Source organism: Microbacterium sp. UBA7513 (assembly GCF_002478345.1).
Taxonomy (GTDB): Bacteria; Actinomycetota; Actinomycetes; order Actinomycetales; family Microbacteriaceae; genus Microbacterium.
This window is the reverse complement of the sequence record NZ_DLNJ01000020.1, coordinates 90,036-106,858: the sequence shown is the minus strand read 5'-3', so window position 1 is coordinate 106,858 and position 16,823 is coordinate 90,036. Positions and strand designations below refer to the sequence as shown.

12 protein-coding genes are annotated in these 16,823 nt (G+C 70.1%); 5 read left to right on the top strand and 7 right to left on the bottom strand.

Going from position 1 to position 16,823, the window contains the following annotated elements; genetic code table 11:
• The first annotated feature begins 3 nt into the window (after positions 1–3).
• Positions 4–483 (top strand): GNAT family N-acetyltransferase, encoded by a 480-nt coding sequence (locus B2W79_RS11050; RefSeq protein WP_292789531.1) that lies wholly within the window; start codon positions 4–6, stop codon positions 481–483.
• A gap of 3 nt (positions 484–486) precedes the next feature.
• On the opposite strand, the gene ligA is transcribed toward B2W79_RS11050, so the two are convergent.
• Genes ligA through B2W79_RS11035 form a run of 3 tightly spaced genes read right to left on the bottom strand, consistent with a single transcriptional unit; the run spans position 487 to position 5,123 of the window.
• Positions 487–2,802 (bottom strand): NAD-dependent DNA ligase LigA, encoded by a 2,316-nt coding sequence (gene ligA, locus B2W79_RS11045; RefSeq protein ID WP_071328548.1) that lies wholly within the window; start codon positions 2,800–2,802, stop codon positions 487–489.
• 38 nt (positions 2,803–2,840) lie between these two features.
• The gene (gene mnmA / locus B2W79_RS11040; protein ID WP_083391694.1) at positions 2,841–3,938 is read right to left on the bottom strand and encodes a tRNA 2-thiouridine(34) synthase MnmA; all 1,098 of its coding nucleotides are present in this window, start codon (positions 3,936–3,938) and stop codon (positions 2,841–2,843) included.
• A gap of 9 nt (positions 3,939–3,947) precedes the next feature.
• Positions 3,948–5,123 (bottom strand): cysteine desulfurase family protein, encoded by a 1,176-nt coding sequence (locus B2W79_RS11035; protein WP_292789527.1) that lies wholly within the window; start codon positions 5,121–5,123, stop codon positions 3,948–3,950.
• Positions 5,124–5,224: 101 nt separating this feature from the next.
• Here B2W79_RS11035 and glgX point away from each other — a divergent pair, with 101 nt between their 5' ends.
• From glgX to glgB, 3 genes are all read left to right on the top strand, one after another.
• Positions 5,225–7,297, top strand: coding sequence for a glycogen debranching protein GlgX (glgX, locus tag B2W79_RS11030; protein WP_292789525.1), 2,073 nt, complete (start codon positions 5,225–5,227; stop codon positions 7,295–7,297).
• Positions 7,298–7,361: 64 nt separating this feature from the next.
• Complete coding sequence (locus tag B2W79_RS11025; RefSeq protein WP_292789523.1) at positions 7,362–9,431, top strand: alpha-1,4-glucan--maltose-1-phosphate maltosyltransferase; 2,070 nt, start codon at positions 7,362–7,364, stop codon at positions 9,429–9,431.
• The gene (gene glgB / locus B2W79_RS11020; RefSeq protein WP_292789521.1) at positions 9,428–11,629 is read left to right on the top strand and encodes a 1,4-alpha-glucan branching protein GlgB; all 2,202 of its coding nucleotides are present in this window, start codon (positions 9,428–9,430) and stop codon (positions 11,627–11,629) included. Before B2W79_RS11025 ends, glgB begins: the two co-directional genes overlap by 4 nt.
• Positions 11,630–11,677: 48 nt before the next feature.
• On the opposite strand, the gene B2W79_RS11015 is transcribed toward glgB, so the two are convergent.
• Together B2W79_RS11015 and B2W79_RS11010 are read right to left on the bottom strand one after the other, a co-directional pair.
• On the bottom strand, positions 11,678–12,604 hold the full coding sequence (locus tag B2W79_RS11015; protein ID WP_396654744.1) for a tetratricopeptide repeat protein: 927 nt from the start codon (positions 12,602–12,604) through the stop codon (positions 11,678–11,680).
• Between the two features lie 5 nt (positions 12,605–12,609).
• Entirely contained in the window at positions 12,610–14,553 is a 1,944-nt protein-coding gene (locus B2W79_RS11010; protein WP_143049260.1) for a glycosyl transferase, read from the bottom strand.
• 178 nt (positions 14,554–14,731) lie between these two features.
• Here B2W79_RS11010 and B2W79_RS11005 point away from each other — a divergent pair, with 178 nt between their 5' ends.
• Positions 14,732–15,793, top strand: a complete 1,062-nt coding sequence (locus B2W79_RS11005) for an AI-2E family transporter (protein ID WP_060922797.1) — start codon at positions 14,732–14,734, stop codon at positions 15,791–15,793.
• An 18-nt stretch (positions 15,794–15,811) separates the two neighbouring features.
• Here B2W79_RS11005 and B2W79_RS11000 read toward each other — a convergent pair whose 3' ends face one another.
• Both B2W79_RS11000 and B2W79_RS10995 read right to left on the bottom strand, forming a co-directional pair.
• A complete protein-coding gene (locus tag B2W79_RS11000; RefSeq protein ID WP_071328756.1) occupies positions 15,812–16,528 on the bottom strand; it encodes an alpha/beta hydrolase in 717 nt (238 codons plus the stop codon).
• 2 nt (positions 16,529–16,530) lie between these two features.
• Positions 16,531–16,818: a hypothetical protein gene (locus B2W79_RS10995; RefSeq protein WP_082750107.1), complete on the bottom strand. Its 288-nt coding sequence runs from the start codon at positions 16,816–16,818 to the stop codon at positions 16,531–16,533.
• Between the last annotated feature and the right edge of the window lie 5 nt (positions 16,819–16,823).

The window sequence follows — 16,823 nt, the reverse complement described above, 5'->3', positions numbered from 1 at the left end:
ACGATGCGCATCGACCGCGCCGGCAGGGAGGATCTGGCCGCGCTCGCCCAGCTCAAGTGGGAGGACGTGCCCGCGGACCTGACGGCCGGTCGGTCGCTCGACGCCTTCACCGCCGAGCTGGGCGACTGGTGGCGGGCCCACGACCGCACCCACGTGGCCTTCGTCGCGCGTCGCGATGACGACGACCGCATCGTCGGCGCGGCGTGGGTCGCCCTCGTGCCTCGCGTGCCGCGGCCGGGTGCTCCGCACCGCCTCTCCGCGGACATCCAGAGCGTCTTCGTCCTTCCCGAGCATCGGGGACGAGGAGCGGGGCGCGGTCTCATCGCCGCGGCCTGCGCTCACGCGGTCTCCGTGGGCGCCGAACGGATCACGGTGCACTCGAGCGAAGCAGCCGTCGGGCTCTATCAGGAGCTGGGGTTCGCGGACTCCCCACGGCTGCGGCAGTTCCTCGCTCCCACCACGGCGGCGCCGGAGAGCGCCTGATCCTCAGTCCAGCGCCGCGGGCCCCTCGGTGACCAGGACGTGGAACTGCGCGGCGTCGAGGATGCGGACACCGAGCTCCTCCGCCTTCGCAAGCTTGGAGCCGGCTCCCGGCCCCGCGGCCACGAAGTCCGTCTTCTTCGACACGCTCGAGGCCGCCTTTCCGCCGGCCTTGATGATCGCCTCCTGCGCCCCCTCGCGGGTGTACCCGTCGAGAGAGCCCGTGGCCACCACGGTGAGTCCCTCCAGCACTCCCCCGGCCGCGACCGCCGCTCCCGGTCCCGGGTGGCCCGGTGTCGCCCACTGCACGCCCGCCTCCGCCCACTGCTGGACGATCTCCTGGTGCCAGTCGACCTCGAACCAGGCGCGCAGGGAGTCGGCGATGATGCCGCCCACGCCCTCGACCGCCGCCAGCTCCTCGCGCGACGCGGCACGGATCGCATCCAGCGACCCGAACCACTGCGCGAGCGCCCGCGCGGCGACCGGTCCGACGTGCCGGATGTTGAGCGCGACGAGGAGCCGCCAGAGGTCTTTGGTCTTCGCCTTCTCCAGCTCCGCCAGCAGGGTCAGCGCCTGGGAAGACGGCTGCGGACCCTCCAGACCCGACTTCTTCTCGGCCGCGGTCGGGTTCCGTCGGAACGGCGCGCGGGTCTTCACGAGGCCGTCCTCGTCCTCGCGCGGCAGACCCGTCTCCGCATCGCGCACGACGACCTCGATCGGCACGAGCTGCTCCAGGGTCAGGGCGAACAGCCCCGCTTCCGTGATCAGGGGAGGCTCCGCCGGGGATGTGGGCTGGGTCAGGGCCGCCGCCGTCACCTCGCCAAGGGCCTCGACATCGAGGGCTCCTCGCGAGCCGATGTGCTCGACGCGTCCGCGCACCTGGGCGGGGCACGAGCGGGCGTTCGGGCACCGGAGATCGATGTCCCCCTCCTTCATGGCGCGCAGCGGTGTGCCGCACTCGGGGCAATCGACGGGCATGACGAACTCCCGCTCGGTCCCGTCCCGCTTCTCGACCACGGGGCCGAGCACCTCGGGGATCACGTCGCCTGCCTTGCGCAGCACCACGGTGTCGCCGATGAGGACGCCCTTGGCCTTGACCACGTCCTTGTTGTGGAGCGTCGCCTGACGGACCACGGATCCGGCGACGTGCGCCGGCGCCATCACCGCGAAGGGCGTCGCACGACCGGTGCGACCGACGGAGACGACGATGTCGAGGAGCTTCGTCTGCACCTCCTCCGGCGGGTACTTGTACGCGATCGCCCAGCGGGGCGCCCGACTCGTCGCTCCCAGCTCGTCATGCAGGTCGAGCTCGTCGACCTTGACCACGATGCCGTCGAGCTCATGCTCGATGTCGTGCCGATGCTCGCCGTAGTACTCGACGAAGGTGACGACGTCGTCGATGCTCCGGCACACCTTCGTGTGCGGGCTGGTCGGCAGGCCCCAGGCCGATAGCAGCTCGTACACCTGGCTCTGGGCCGCGACCGGCGGGTTCGTCCAGGCACCGATGCCGTGCACGTACAGCGCGAGCGACTCGATGCGCAGCAGCCCCGCTTCCAGCTCCAAGCCGTCCTTCTTGTCGATCTGCTGCCGCAGGCCGCCACTGGCCGCGTTGCGGGGATTCGCGAAGGCTGGGAAACGCCGTGCCGCCGCGGTGCGCGCCTTCTCCTCGTCGAACGGCTTCTTCGCGCCACCCCTGGCCTCCCAGCGCGCGAGGGCGTCCGCATACGCGCGGTCTCGGAACGCCGCCTGCGCCGCGTTCAGCCGCTCGAACGCGGCGACCGGGATGAAGACCTCTCCGCGGACCTCGACGATCGGCGGGTGCCCCTCCCCGGCGAGCCGTTCGGGGATCTCCGGGAGCCGGAGCGCGTTCTCGGTGACGATCTCGCCCACCCGGCCGTCGCCACGGGTCGCGGCCGATGTCAGCACGCCGTTCTCATACCGCAGGTTGATCGCGAGGCCGTCGATCTTCAGTTCGGTCAACCAGTCGACGTCCCGCCCGGCGGCGGCCCGCGTCTTCTGCGCCCATTCGCGCAGCTCCTCGATGGAGAAGACGTTGTCGAGGCTGAGCATCCGCTCGGCGTGCTCGATCGTCGCGAGCCCGGTCGCCTCCGCGGCGCCGACCATCTGCGTCGGCGAGTCCTGCCCCTGCAACTCGGGGTGCAGGCGCTCGAGCTCTTCCAGGCGCCGCATCCAGCCGTCGTACGTGGCATCGTCGACGAGTGAGGTATCGCGGCCGTAGTACGCGTCCTTCGCCTCGAGGATGCGGGTGGTCAGCTCCTCGGCCTCGCGGCGGGCGTCTTCCAGTGAGATGTTCTCCGGCACTCCGTCAGTCTAGGAGCGGCGACCGACATCCGCCCGGATCAGACGCCGACCGGGACCGCGGAGACGGTGGAATCGATGGTGAACTGCCCGAGCACGCGCGTGCCGATGTACAGCACGGCGGTCTGCCCGGGGGCGACACCGTCAAGCGGAGAATCGGGCACGACGCGGACGCCCTCCGTCGTGACGGTGGCGGTGGCGGGTACCGGCTCGGCATGCGCACGGATCTGCACGTCGCACGCGAACACCGACGCGGTCGGCGCGGCGCCGGCCCAGCTGAGCCGCTCCCCCGCGATCTCGGCGATCGCCAGAGCCTCCTTCGGGCCGACGACCACCGTGTTCGACACGGGGCGCACCTCGAGCACGAAGCGCGGCTTGCCGTCCGCCGCCGGGACGCCGAGCTTGAGTCCGCGCCGCTGACCGACCGTGAAGGCGTGGGCGCCCTCGTGCGCACCGACGACGGCACCGGTGCGGTCGACGATCTCGCCGGTGGCCGTGCCGACCTTCTCGGCCAGCCAGCCCCGGGTGTCGCCGTCCGGGATGAAGCAGATGTCGTGGCTGTCCGGCTTCTGGGCGACGCTGAGACCGCGCTGCTCGGCCTCCGCCCGCACGAGCGCCTTCGACGGCGTGGTGCCCAGCGGGAAATAGGTGTGCGCGAGCTGATCGGCCGTGAGGACGCCGAGCACGTACGACTGGTCCTTCGCGTTGTCCGAGGCGCGGTGCAGTTCGAGCCCGTCCGGGCCATCGAGGAGGGTCGCGTAGTGCCCGGTGCAGACGGCGTCGAAGCCGAGCTCCAGAGCTCGCTCCAGCAGGGCGGCGAACTTGATCTTCTCGTTGCACCGCATGCACGGGTTCGGGGTGCGGCCGGCGCGGTACTCCGCGACGAAGTCGTCGATCACGTCATCGCGGAAGCGCTCGGAGAAGTCCCACACGTAGAAGGGGATCCCCAGGAGGTCGGCGGCCCGGCGCGCGTCGAGGGCGTCCTCGATCGTGCAGCAGCCCCGGCTCCCTGTGCGCAGCGTCCCCCCGGCGCGGGAGAGCGCCAGGTGCACGCCGACGACGTCGTGCCCCGCCTCGACGGCACGCGCGGCCGCGACGGCGGAGTCCACACCACCGCTCATGGCCGCAAGGATTCGCATGGGTCCAGTCTACGAGCGCCTGGCTGCGCGGGACCCGGATGCGCGCGCGTAGGCCTCGCCGATCGCGGCGAGCACCGCATCCACATCCTCGGTAGTGGAGGTGCGCCCCAGGGAGAAACGCAGCACGCTCCGGGCGTCCGTCTCGCTGCGCCCCATCGCCATCACGACGTGTGAGGGCTCGGCGACCCCCGCCTGACAGGCGGAACCCGTCGAGGCGGACACCCCGGCGACGTCCAGCAGGAACAACAGACTCTCCCCCACCGCGCCGGGGAAGAGCAGATGAGCCGTGCCGGGGAGGCGGTGATCGGGGTCGCCGAGGAGCTCGGCCGCCGGCACCCGCGCACGGATGCCCTCGACCAGGCGGTCACGCAGGTCGCCCACCCGGACGCCCTCGGCGGCCCGCTCACGCTCGGCGAGTTCGAGCGCTGTCGCCAGCGCCGCCGCTCCCGGCACGTCCTGGGTGCCCGCGCGCAGACCCCGCTGCTGGCCGCCACCCCTCAGAAGTGGTGTCAGCCGGGCCGACCGCGCCACCACCAGCGCCCCGACGCCGACCGGCGCTCCGACCTTGTGTCCGGCGATGCTGAGCGCCACGAGGCCCACGCCGTCGTCCGCATGGCCGCGGAGATCCCGGAAGGACAGCGGCAGGTGTCCGAGCGCGGCGACCGCGTCGAGGTGCAGCGGGACTTCGGCGTGCGCGGCCGCAGCAGCGACGGCGGACGCGTCGTTGATGGTTCCGGTCTCGTTGTTCGCTACGAGCGCCGTCGCGAGTGCTGCCCCGGGAAGGGCCGCTGCGAAGCGGCCCTCGTCGATCCGCGCCTGCGGAGACAGCGGAACCGCGCGCACCTCGGCGCCATCCGCCACCAGGGCTGCGACCGTGTCCATCGTCGCGTGATGCTCGCCGTCCGGCACCACGACAGCGGTCGTCCCCGGACGACGCGAGTGCCACAGTCCCTGGAGGGCGAGGTTGATTGACTCGGTACCGCCGGAGGTCAGCACCACTTCGATCGGGTCGGCCCCGAGGACCGCCGCCACGCGCTCCCGCGACTCCTCCAGCACCCGGCGCGCGTCCTGCCCGGCGCCGTGCGTCGACGAGGCGTTGCCGACGATAACCGATGCCTCCAGCCACGCGTCCCTGGCCTCCGGGCGCAGCGGGGTGGTCGCCGCGTGGTCGAGATAGTGCCGCATGCTTCGATTCTCCCCGATCCGTGCCCCGAACGGTCCGTCTGCGCGTGAGACCGGGTGCGTCCTGTCATGAGACTGAAATGCAACACGTTTAGGGTGTATCCATGTCTTCGTCCCTCGACTCCGTCGTGCCCGGTGGGGCGATCCTCGACAACCTCGGCGTCCGGCTGCACGACGGCATCGGCACGCTGCGGGTCTGGTCACAGAACGCCTCCGCCGTCGAGCTCGTCGTCTTCGACGCGACGGACCTCGACTGGGTCGTCGACCAGGCTCCGCTCGAACGGCGGCCCGGGGGCGTCTGGGAGGTCACGACGCCGTTGCTGCAGCCCGGAGTCCGCTACGCGCTCCGCGTCGAGGGCCCGCACGGGCCCGGCAACACGTTCAACCCGGAGACGCTGCTTCTCGACCCGTATGCGCGGGGCCTCGCCCAGGGACACGGCTACCAGGAGTGGCGGGCCGTGGTCATCGAGGACGGCTTCGACTGGGGCGATTCGACGAAACCGCGCGTCCCGACGGACCGCACCGTCATCTACGAGGGTCACCTGAAGGGACTGACCAAGCGGCACCCCGACATCCCGCCCGCGCTGCACGGCACCTACGCGGGGCTCGCGCATCCGGCCATGATCGAGCACCTCCACACCCTCGGGGTGACGTCGGTGGAGCTGCTCCCCGTCCACGCCTTCGTCCCGGAACCGCGACTGCTGGAGCGGGGGCTGACGAACTACTGGGGCTACAACACGCTCAACTTCTTCACCCCGCACGCCGCCTACGCGACGGAGGACGCCCGGAAGCGGGGACCAGAGGCGATCATCGCCGAGTTCAAGGGCATGGTCAGGCTGCTGCACGAGGCCGGCCTCGAGGTGATCCTCGACGTGGTCTACAACCACACGTCGGAGGAGGGGATCGGCGGACCGCGCTCCAGCCTCCGCGGGATCGACAACGCCCGGTACTACCGGCAGGACGACGCGGGCGTGTACGTCGACACCACCGGATGCGGCAACACCCTCAACACCGCGACCGATGCCGGAGCCCGGCTGGTGCTGGACTCGCTCCGGTACTGGGCGGAGGAGATGCAGATCGACGGGTTCCGCTTCGACCTGGCGACGGCGATCGCCCGCGACGGCGCACACACCTATACCCCAGACCATCCGCTTCTGCAGGCGATCGCCGCCGATCCCGTCCTCGCGGAGACCAAGCTCATCGCGGAACCCTGGGACGTCGGTCTGGGGGGCTGGCAGACGGGCAACTTCCCCGCGGGGTGGCATGAGTGGAACGACCGGTACCGCGACCGGGTGCGTAACTTCTGGCTGAGCGACATCGACTACGCGCGGCGGGCCTCGGCACCGGTCGGGATCGGGGGCTTTGCCACCCGCCTCGCCGGATCGTCGAACACCTTTAGCGAGGAGCGCGGACCCCTCGCGAGCATCAACTTCGTCACGGCGCACGACGGGTTCACGCTGCACGACCTCGTCTCGTACGACGTCAAGCACAATGAGGCCAACGGCGAGCACAACCGCGACGGCGCCGACCTCAACCGATCCTTCAATCACGGCGTGGAGGGCCCCACGGACGATCCGGCCATCCTCGCCGCCCGGCGGAAGGCCATGCGCAACCTGCTCGGCACCCTGCTGCTCTCGGCCGGCATCCCGATGCTCACCGCCGGGGACGAGGTGGGGCGCAGCCAGCGCGGCAACAACAACGCCTACGCACAGGACTCGCCGCTGTCGTGGCTGTCCTGGGAGTTCGAGCCCTGGCAGGAAGACCTCCGGGCGCACGTCGCGCGCCTGGTGCGGCTGCGTCAGGAGAACCCGGCACTGCGTCCGAGCCGGTACGCGCGCCTGGGCGAGCACATCCCGAACGCGTCGGTCATGGACTGGTACGACCAGGACGGCGCGACGATGGAACCGAACCAGTGGACGGATCCCGGCAACCGCACCCTGCAGTACGTCGCCGCGTCCACGCCGGACAAGGAACCCGCCAACCGCATCCTGCTGATCGTGCACGGGACGGAGGCGCCGATCGACGTGCGGCTTCCGGAGGAGATCGATGACGCCACGCGCTTCGTCTCCCTCTGGTCGAGCGCCGACGAGCGCCCGTCGGAGGTGGAGGACACGTTCGCGCCGGGCGATGTCCTGCCGATCCCCGGCACGTCCATGCGCCTGTTCCGGGTCGAGTGATAGCACGGTTCGGCGCCGGGGTCGAGCGGTAGGTTCCGACAGGCCCGAGCGGTAGATTCGGCATGTGACTGCACGTGCTGGAACCCGACCCACGGCTCTCCGGAGCCCCGTTCAGATCCCGACGCGCGCCGCCGACGCGGATCTCCCCGGAGCCCTGCGGACGACCCGGATCCCCTTGCTCGACGGTACCCCTGCGGTCCCCGGCGGGTTCCCGGCCAAGGCCTTCGCAGGCGAGGTCGTCCCCTTCCGCGTTGTGGCATTCCGGGAAGGGCACGATCTCATCGGCGTGCACGTGCGACTGACGTCTCCGACCGGCGAGGAGAGCCTGCACCGGCTGACCGCCCTCGCGGACGGCACCGATCGCTGGGAAGCCGCGATCGCGCTCGACGCGGAGGGCGTCTGGCGGTACCGCTTCGAGGGATTCTCGGACGACTTCGCCACTTGGGCTCATGCTGCGCACCTCAAGATCGCCGCGGGAGTCGATGTCGAGGTGATGGCCGCCCTGGGCGCCGAGCTCCTGCAGCGCGCCGCCGCCGAGAAGGACCGCCCCGCGGCTCAGCGCACGCGGCTGCGCGCCCGAGCCGAGGAGCTCCGGAGAGGTGACGCCGCCACGACCGCTGCGTCGGCGGTCGACCCCGAACTCGCGGCGATCTTCCGCGACCGTCCCGTCACGACCCTGCGCTCCGCCTCCACGGAGCAGGTCCTCCGCGTCGAGCGCACCCGCGCGGGCGTCGGCTCCTGGTATGAGTTCTTCCCCCGCTCCGAGGGTGCCCGTCGCCTCACGGACGGCACGGTGCGCAGCGGCACGTTCCGCACCGCCGCGAAGCGCCTGCCCGAGGTCGCCCGGATGGGATTCGAGGTGATCTACCTCGTCCCGGTCCACCCCATCGGCACCACCAACCGCAAGGGTCGCAACAACACCCTCGTCGCCGAACCGGGCGATCCGGGCTCGCCATACGCGATCGGAGCGGCGGAGGGCGGACACGACGCGATCCATCCCGACCTCGGAACCCCGCAGGACTTCCGCGCCTTCGTGCGCGCCGCCCGGAAGGAAGGGCTGGAAGTCGCCCTCGATCTCGCCCTGCAGGCCTCCCCCGACCACCCGTGGGTCCGCGACCACCCGGAGTGGTTCACGACCCTGCCGGACGGGAGCATCGCCTACGCGGAGAACCCGCCCAAGAAGTACCAGGACATCTACCCGCTGAACTTCGACAACGATCCGGAAGGCATCGCGGCCGAGATGCTCCGGATCGTCCGGCACTGGGTGGGCGAGGGCGTCCGGATCTTCCGCGTGGACAACCCGCACACCAAGCCGCTGCAGTTCTGGGAGTGGCTGATCGCGACGGTCAATGAGACGGATCCTGACGTCATCTTCCTCGCCGAGGCGTTCACCCGACCCGCCGTGATGCGTGCGTTGGCCGCGGTGGGCTTCCAGCAGAGCTACAGCTACTTCACCTGGCGCAACACCAAGCCCGAGCTGGAGGAGTTCCTCACCTCGATCTCCCACGAGACGGCCGACTACATGCGTCCGAACCTCTTCGTGAACACGCACGACATCCTCACCGAGTACCTCCAGTTCGGCGGTCGCGCGGCGTATCGCATCCGTGCCTGCATCGCCGCGATGGCCGGGCCCGTGTACGGCGTGTACGCCGGCTACGAGCTCATCGAGAACGTGGCCCGCCCTGGTTCCGAGGAGAACATCGACAACGAGAAGTACGAGTACAAGTTCCGGGACTGGGCGGGGGCCGAGGAACGCGGGGAGTCCCTGGCTCCGCTGCTCCGGCGACTGAACGAGATCCGTGCGGCACATCCGGCGCTGCGGCAGCTCCGCAACCTCGAACTGCACTGGAGCGACGACGACGCCGTCCTCGTGTTCAGCAAGCACCTCGACGCTGCCTTCACCGGCACCGGCAGGCCGGACACCCTCATCGTCGTGGCGAACGTCGACCCGCACTCGGTGCGCGAGACCACCGTCCACCTCGACACCACGCGTTGGGGCATCCCGCTCGGCGAGACCTTCGAGGTGGAGGATCTCCTGACCGGCAGTGTCTGGACCTGGAGCGACCACAACTACGTCCGGCTCGACGCCTTCGACGAGCCCGTCCACATCCTGAAGGTGAGGGAGCGCGCATGAGCCGCATCGAGGACACCGCCGACGCCGAGTGGGACGCGGTCGCTGCCGCTCAGCATCACGACCCGCACTCCGTGCTCGGGGCGCACCCCGCCAAGGACGCTGCCGGCCGTACGGTCACCGCCGTCCGCGCCCGCCGGCCGCTCGCCGAGACCGTCGAGGCCGTGTTCGGCGACGGGAGCAGGCTCGCCCTGTCCCACGTCGCGCACGGCGTCTGGGAGGGCACGCACCCCGGACCGCCCCTCCCGTATCGCATCGCGACGCGCTACCGCGGCGAGGAGGAGACGGTCTCCGGTGACCCGTACCGGCATGCCCCGACGCTGGGCGATCTCGACCTGCACCTCATCGCCGAGGGCCGGCACGAGCGGCTCTGGGAGGCGCTGGGTGCCCATCCCCGCACCCAGGGCGACGAGCACGGCGTCTCCTTCGCGGTATGGGCTCCCGATGCATCGGCCGTCCGGGTCGTGGGCGACCACAACGGTTGGAACGGCGAGAGCCACGCCATGCGCTCGCTCGGGGCCAGCGGCGTCTGGGAGCTCTTCATCCCTGACCTCCCCGTCGGCACCCGGTACAAGTACCAGATCCGTACGCGGAGCGGCGCCTGGATCCTCAAAGCGGACCCGATGGCTCTGGCGGCACAGGTACCCCCGGAGACCGCGTCTGTCGTCACCGCGTCGTCCTACGTCTGGGCGGACGGCGCGTGGATGACCCGACGTGCCGCGACCCATGCCGTCGCGCAGCCGCTGTCCGTGTACGAGGTGCACGTCGGCTCCTGGCGCGGGGGCCTGGGGTACCGTGAGCTGGCCGATCCGCTGATCGCGCACGTGCAGGAGACGGGCTTCACGCACGTCGAGTTCATGCCGCTCGCCGAGCATCCGTTCGGCGGATCGTGGGGCTATCAGGTCAGCGGCTACTACGCGCCGACGAGCCGGTACGGCTCCCCCGACGACCTGCGGTACCTCATCGACCGCCTGCACCAGGCCGGCATCGGCGTGATCATGGACTGGGTCCCCGGGCACTTTCCCAAGGACGCCTTCGCCCTGGCGCGCTTCGACGGCCAGCCTCTGTACGAGCACCCCGACCCTCGCCGTGGCGAGCATCAGGACTGGGGCACGCTCATCTTCGACTACGGCCGGCCCGAGGTCCGCGGCTTCCTCGTCGCGAACGCACTGTACTGGCTCGAGGAGTTCCACGTCGACGGCCTCCGGGTCGATGCCGTGGCGTCGATGCTCTACCTCGACTACTCGCGCCGCGAGGGCGAGTGGGAGCCGAACATCCACGGCGGACGCGAGAATCTGGAGGCGATCCGCTTCCTTCAAGAGGTCAACGCCACGGCCTACCGGCTCCACCCCGGGATCCTCATGATCGCCGAGGAGTCCACGAGCTTCCCCGGCGTCACAGCGCCGACGGATCATGCCGGACTCGGGTTCGGGTTCAAGTGGAACATGGGGTGGATGAACGACTCGCTGCAGTACATCGGCAGAGACCCGATGTACCGAGCGCACCACGAGGGCGAGATGACGTTCTCGTTCGTCTACGCATTCGGCGAGAACTACGTGCTGCCGATCAGCCACGACGAGGTCGTGCACGGCAAGGGCAGCTTGCTGTCGAAGATGCCGGGCGACCACTGGCACAAGCTCGCGAACGTCCGCGCCTACCTCGCCTACATGTGGGGACACCCGGGCAAGAAGCTGCTGTTCATGGGACAGGAGTTCGGACAGCTTGCGGAGTGGTCCGAAGGGCGTGAACTGGACTGGTGGCTCCGCGAGCAGCCCTCCCACGCCCAGCTGCAGGACTTCGTCGCCGCGATGAACGGGGTGTACCGGGCGCAGGCGCCGCTCTGGGAGCGCGACAGCGACGGCTCGGGGTTCACGCGCCTCGGGGCTCCCAGCTGGGACCCGTCCGTGATCGCCTTCGAACGGCGGGACGCGCACGGCGGCCGTCTCGTCGTCGTCAGCAACTTCGCCGGCGTGGAGCGCACCGAGTACCGTCTCGGGCTCCCGCGCGAAGGCGTCTGGCAGGAGATCCTTAACTCCGACGCCGCCGTCTACGGCGGACGCGGTTCCGGCAACCTCGGGATGGTGATCGCGGAGCCCGGGGACGGAGGCGCTCCGACGGCCTCGATCACGCTGCCCGCGCTGTCCACGCTCTGGCTCCGTCATCAGCCGGAGCCGCACGTCCCCACCGTGAACAACGGCTGACGAGCGACCGGAACGATCGATCTGCGCGCGTGAGTCCGCGCAGATCGATCAGAACAGCAGCGAGGAGAGTCGGTTGCGAGCCGCGATCACGCGCGGATCGCTCGCGCCGATGAGGCCGAAGAGCTCGACGATACGCTCACGCACGGGAGTGCGCTGGTCGGACGGCAGCTGCGCGAACAGGTCCAGGAGCCGGCCGAAGGCGTCGTCCACATGCCCGCCGGCGAGGTCGAGGTCCGCGACGTCGAACTGGGCCTGCACGTCCAGCGGAGCCGCTGCGGCCGCGGCCCGAGCCGTCTGCAGGTCGAGTCCCTGCACACGGTCCAGCAGGCGGACCTGGCCCAGGCCGGCGATGGCGTCTTCGTCACGCGGGTTCTCCGCGAGCGCCTTCTCATAGGCGGAGATGGCCGCGCGGTAGTCACCGCGCTCGATAGCGGAGAACGCCTCCGCGTGCAGCGGCGGCAGCTCGGGCTCGGCGGGAGGTTCAGCCTCCCCTGCCTCGGCGTCGCCGACCGGGAGCATCCCCGCGACGCCGTTCTGCGCGGCCACCTGCAGCAGCTGCGCGAAGACCTCACGCACCTGCTGCTCGGGGACGGCGCCCGTGAACATCGGCACCGGCTGGCCTGCGATGAGGGCGACGACCATCGGGATCGACTGCGCGCGGAAGCTCTGCGCGAGCTGCGGATTCGCATCGACGTCGACCTTGGCCAGGAGCACACGACCGCCGAGCTCCCTGGTCACCTTCTCGATGATCGGGCTCAGCTGCTTGCACGGCCCGCACCACTCGGCCCAGAGATCGACGACCACGGGGACGGTGCGGGACAGCTCGAGCACCTGGCCGAAGTTCTCGTCTGTCGCATCCATCACGACATCGGCCACCGGGGAACTCGAGGGGGCAGCCGTACCGCTCGCCGGCGCGGACGGACGGTTGCGCAGGCTGGACAGATCGACGGCACCACGCAGGGCCGCGGGAGACATCTCACTCACTTGATCACCTTCACGGACACGAGATCCTGACGAGAGGCCAGGAGACGGATCGGTTCGCTCGACCCCTGGGACGGGACGGCGAAGAACAGCTGGAACTCATAGGTGGTCTGGGCGCCCTTCGCGGACTCATTGGCCCCGGTGAGCGCCTTGGCCTCCTTGTTGTCACCGAAACGGATGACGACGTCGGAGGACGTGGGGGTGATCGTCTCGACGTCGAGGACGGAGACCGCGACGATGGCGCCGCTGTCCAGCGTCGTCATCGAGACCGGTTCCGCCGTCGTCGGCTTCATGTCGAACGCCGCCTTGGACGTTTTCGCGGCGCCGGCATCAGCGAGTCCCTGCACCAGGTTCTGCCTGCTGTCCCTGATCGACGTGGCAAGATTGAGCGCCAAGTCGTCGAACTGCCCGTACGAGGCACTCTTCTCGCCCTTGTCGACGACATCGGCGAACGCCGCCGCGACCTCGTTCGGCGGCACGGACAGGAAGGCCGAGTCTGCCGGGACCAGCGAGGTCCCGAGCCAGCTCGCGGCCACCTCAGGGAACACCGCATCCGCCGACATCTCCGCCATGGTGGTCACCTTGTAGTTGGACCAGGGGTCGGCCTGCGTCATGGTGAGCACCACCGGCGGCACGGTGTCGTCACCCGTGCTCTTCGAGAGCATGAGGACGGTGCGCGGCCAGCGGTCCGTCGCCTCGGGGAGCACAACTTCGACGTCGTCGGTGGGGATCGCGGCGGGCGCGGCACGATCCGGGAGCTTGGCGCGCAGGGCGTAGTCGGTGGTCCTCGTCGTCAGCGGAGCGCCGTCGAGACGGGTCGCCGCGAGGTCGAGGTCCTTCGCCTCGTCGGCCTGCACCAGAGTCTCGGAGACCTCGCGGAGGATCCGCTCGGCCTGTGTCTCGGTGACCGCCGGCGGCTTCTGGTTCTCGGGGGCGATCACGGTCGGCGTCGGAGACGGCGATGCGGAGGCGTCCCCGAACTCCGGCCAGGAGTCGGCTGTGCAGCCCGAGGCCAGCAGCGCGGTCAGACCGATGGCGGGGAGGGCGAGCAGGCGCCGACGACGCCTCGGGCGCTCGGCTCGCATCGTGCTCTTCCCGTCCTGCTCCTTCTCGTCGACGATCTCCGCGTCCTCCACGTCGTCCTTCCCCGCCGGTGTCGGCGACTGCGCCTCGTCCGCTGCCTCCAGGGCATCCCGTTCGGACGGCGGAAGGGCCGCCACGTCGATCGGCTGCGTCGAGGGAAGCGGTCCCGGACCCTTCCGGCGCGGACCCCGACCACGGCGCTGGTGGCGGATCGCGAGCACGTAGAGGACAAGCCCCACGAGGAGCACGAGGCCGCCGGCCGCCATGAGCGGTCCCGCCAACGGCGTCCGGGTGTCCAGCGGCCAGGAGACGACGATGTCGTCCGGCGCGTCCTTGGTGCCGTCGTAGGCGATCAGCACGCTGGTCCCTTCCGGGAGCTGCATGTTGTCGGTGGAAAGGAAGTTCTCATCGGTGAAGGAGTCGAGCCACAGATCGGAGCCGGCGGGGTTGCGACCCGCGGGTGCATCGGCGTCGGCTTCCGGCGACGCAGTCGCCGTGGCCTCGGGCGCCGGTGTCTCGGTCGACCCCTCGTCGTCCGCGGGGGCGACGTGGTCGACGACGAGTTCGTCGTCGTCCCCGACGGTCACATGGTTGTACTCCGAGTCGGAGAGCCAGGCCTCCATGTCGGCCGTGCGTCCGTAGCTGGTGAAGATCTCGCCCTCGCCGCGGATGAGCAGCTTCTGCGCGCCGGCGTTGATCCGCAGGACATCGCCGTCCAGGAGCACGAAGGGCGCAGGCTCCTCGATGTCGACGCGGGCTTCCTCAGACGAAGGGCCGACGAAGATGGTGCGTTGGGCGATCCCCGCACCGATCAGCACGGCAGCCAGCACGAAGGCCACCACGGCCCATACGAAACGCACGAATAGTCTCCTCACGCATCGCGGCTTCCCGCCCGCGACGCCATACTCGACATTTCAGACTAGCGAAGTCACCTGTGTGTTGACCACGAGGGCTCTCCCTCCTCCGTCGCGCGGCACGTCGGCGGCGCGTGGAGCCGCGGCATGGGTAGCCTTGCTGCAGCCGTACCGAGGAGCCCGCATGAAGATCCACAACCCGTTCCGCACCGCCCTCGTGGCGACACTGGGCGTGGGCCTCGGGATCGTCCTGATCAGCAGCGTGCAGACGCTGTCGACCGTGCTGCTGTACATCGGCACCGCGCTCTTCCTCAGCCTCGGACTCGATCCCCTGGTCACGTTCCTCGAGCGTCGACGCCTGCCCCGTTGGCTCGCGGTCCTCGTGACGATCGTCGCCGTGCTGGCCGTCTTCGTCGGGATCATCCTCATCGTGCTGCCGGTGCTGGTCGACCAGATCTCGCAGCTCATCGCCCAGATCACGGCGATCGTGCAGCGCGGAACGGCCATCGAGGACCTGCGGAGCTGGATCCAGGAGACGTTCCCCAACCTCCTCGTCGACGACGTCTTCGCGTACGTGGAGGACTGGCTGACGACCAACCTCGCAGAGATCGGCGGGTCGATCGGTCAGGGCGTGCTGATCGCCAGCGGCGCCGTGCTCAGCGGTGTGTTCGGCGCGTTCATCGTCCTCATCCTGACCATCTATCTCACGGCCTCGACGCCCTCGCTCAAGCGCGCGGTGTACCAGCTCGTCCCGGCGTCCAAGCGGGATCGCTTCATCGATCTCTCGGAGCAGATCACCGACTCGGTCGGGTACTACGTCATGGGCCAGGTCAGCCAGGGCGTGATCAACGGCGTCCTCAGCGCGATCTACCTGACGATCATCGACGCGCCGTTCCCCGCCGTTCTCGCGGTCGTCGCGTTCTTCTTCTCGCTCATCCCGCTGGTGGGCACCCTGACCGGCTCGACGATCATCGTCCTCGTCTGCCTCATCCCCGGCCTCGGCTCCCCCGGCACGGCCCTCGCGGCGGCGATCTACTACCTGATCTACATGCAGATCGAGGCGTACGTGATCTCTCCGCGCATCATGAGCCGCGCGGTCTCCGTGCCCGGCGCCGTCGTGGTGGTGGCTGCCCTCGCGGGAGGCAGCCTGCTGGGCCTGCTCGGGGCGCTCATCGCGATCCCGGTGGCCGCCAGCATCCTGATCCTCTACCGCCAGGTGCTCATCCCGCGTATGAACGAACGATGACCAGGGCCGCCCGCGGCGTCAGTCCTCGGTCGACCAGTGGGTCGGCAGCGGCAAGGCCGACGGATTGACCGCGGCGACGATCTCTGTGAGCACCCGGCGCGTCTGCGTCTCCCCCACCCACAGATGCTTGCCTCCTTCGACGGCGATCAGCTGCGCCTGCGGGATCGTCGCGAAGCGCTCCCGTGCTTCCGCTGGGCGCAGGTAGTCGTCGAACTCGGGTACCAGGATGACCACGCGGTGGCCCGTCTTCCCCCAGGCGGCGACCTCCTCCGCCGTCGTGCGATGCAACGGCGGCGAGAGGAGGATGATGCCCTCGATGTCGTGGTCGGCACCGTACTTGAGGGCGAGTTCCGTCCCGAACGACCACCCGACGAGCCACGGACGCGGCAACGCGCGGTCACGGACGAAGCCCATGGCGGCCGCGACATCGAACTGCTCCGCCGCGCCGCCGTCGAACGTTCCCTCGCTGGTGCCGCGCGGCGATGTGGTGCCACGGGTGTTGAACCGCAGTACCGCGAGGTCGGCCAGTGCCGGCAGCCGCGCGGATGCCTTCCGGATGATGTGCGAGTCCATGAAGCCGCCGGCAGTCGGCAGCGGGTGCAGCGTGACCAGGGTCGCGACCGGGGCGGCGGCCTCCGGCATTGCGAGCTCGCCGACGAGCGTCAGTCCGTCCGCGGTGTGCAGCTCGATGTCCTCGCGACGCGCCGGAAGCTCCAGCGGTCCCCGGATCTCCATGGTCATGCGATCCTCCAACAGTGGTTGTGCCAGTGCCTGCGGTCGGCGAGAGCTGCGGCGTCGCCGAGAACACCGTCCGCGCGCCAGGCGACGAGGTGGGCGGTCCCGGGTTCGACGGACCGTCCGCAGCCCGGGCAGACATACGCTTTCTGCGCCTGGAGCGCGGAGACGGGCTGCACCGTCCACTCCACGCCTCGGCGGACCTCAGTGCGCTTCCAGCCGGCGAGGAGGCGCTCGAACGAGTCATCGCCCTCAGGGCGCGCGGAAGGACGTCGGCGTGAGCGGGGCATGGTGC

Bases quoted from the DNA above. Each gene is read 5' to 3' on its own strand.
- glgX (WP_292789525.1), top strand. From the start codon at position 5,225: ATGTCTTCGTCCCTCGACTCCGTCGTGCCCGGTGGGGCGATCCTCGAC.
- B2W79_RS11050 (WP_292789531.1), top strand. From the start codon at position 4: ATGCGCATCGACCGCGCCGGCAGGGAGGATCTGGCCGCGCTCGCCCAG.
- glgB (WP_292789521.1), top strand. From the start codon at position 9,428: ATGAGCCGCATCGAGGACACCGCCGACGCCGAGTGGGACGCGGTCGCT.
- B2W79_RS11005 (WP_060922797.1), top strand. From the start codon at position 14,732: ATGAAGATCCACAACCCGTTCCGCACCGCCCTCGTGGCGACACTGGGC.
- B2W79_RS11000 (WP_071328756.1), bottom strand. From the start codon at position 16,528: ATGGAGATCCGGGGACCGCTGGAGCTTCCGGCGCGTCGCGAGGACATC.
- B2W79_RS11015 (WP_396654744.1), bottom strand. From the start codon at position 12,604: ATGTCTCCCGCGGCCCTGCGTGGTGCCGTCGATCTGTCCAGCCTGCGC.
- mnmA (WP_083391694.1), bottom strand. From the start codon at position 3,938: ATGCGAATCCTTGCGGCCATGAGCGGTGGTGTGGACTCCGCCGTCGCG.
- B2W79_RS11035 (WP_292789527.1), bottom strand. From the start codon at position 5,123: ATGCGGCACTATCTCGACCACGCGGCGACCACCCCGCTGCGCCCGGAG.
- B2W79_RS10995 (WP_082750107.1), bottom strand. From the start codon at position 16,818: ATGCCCCGCTCACGCCGACGTCCTTCCGCGCGCCCTGAGGGCGATGAC.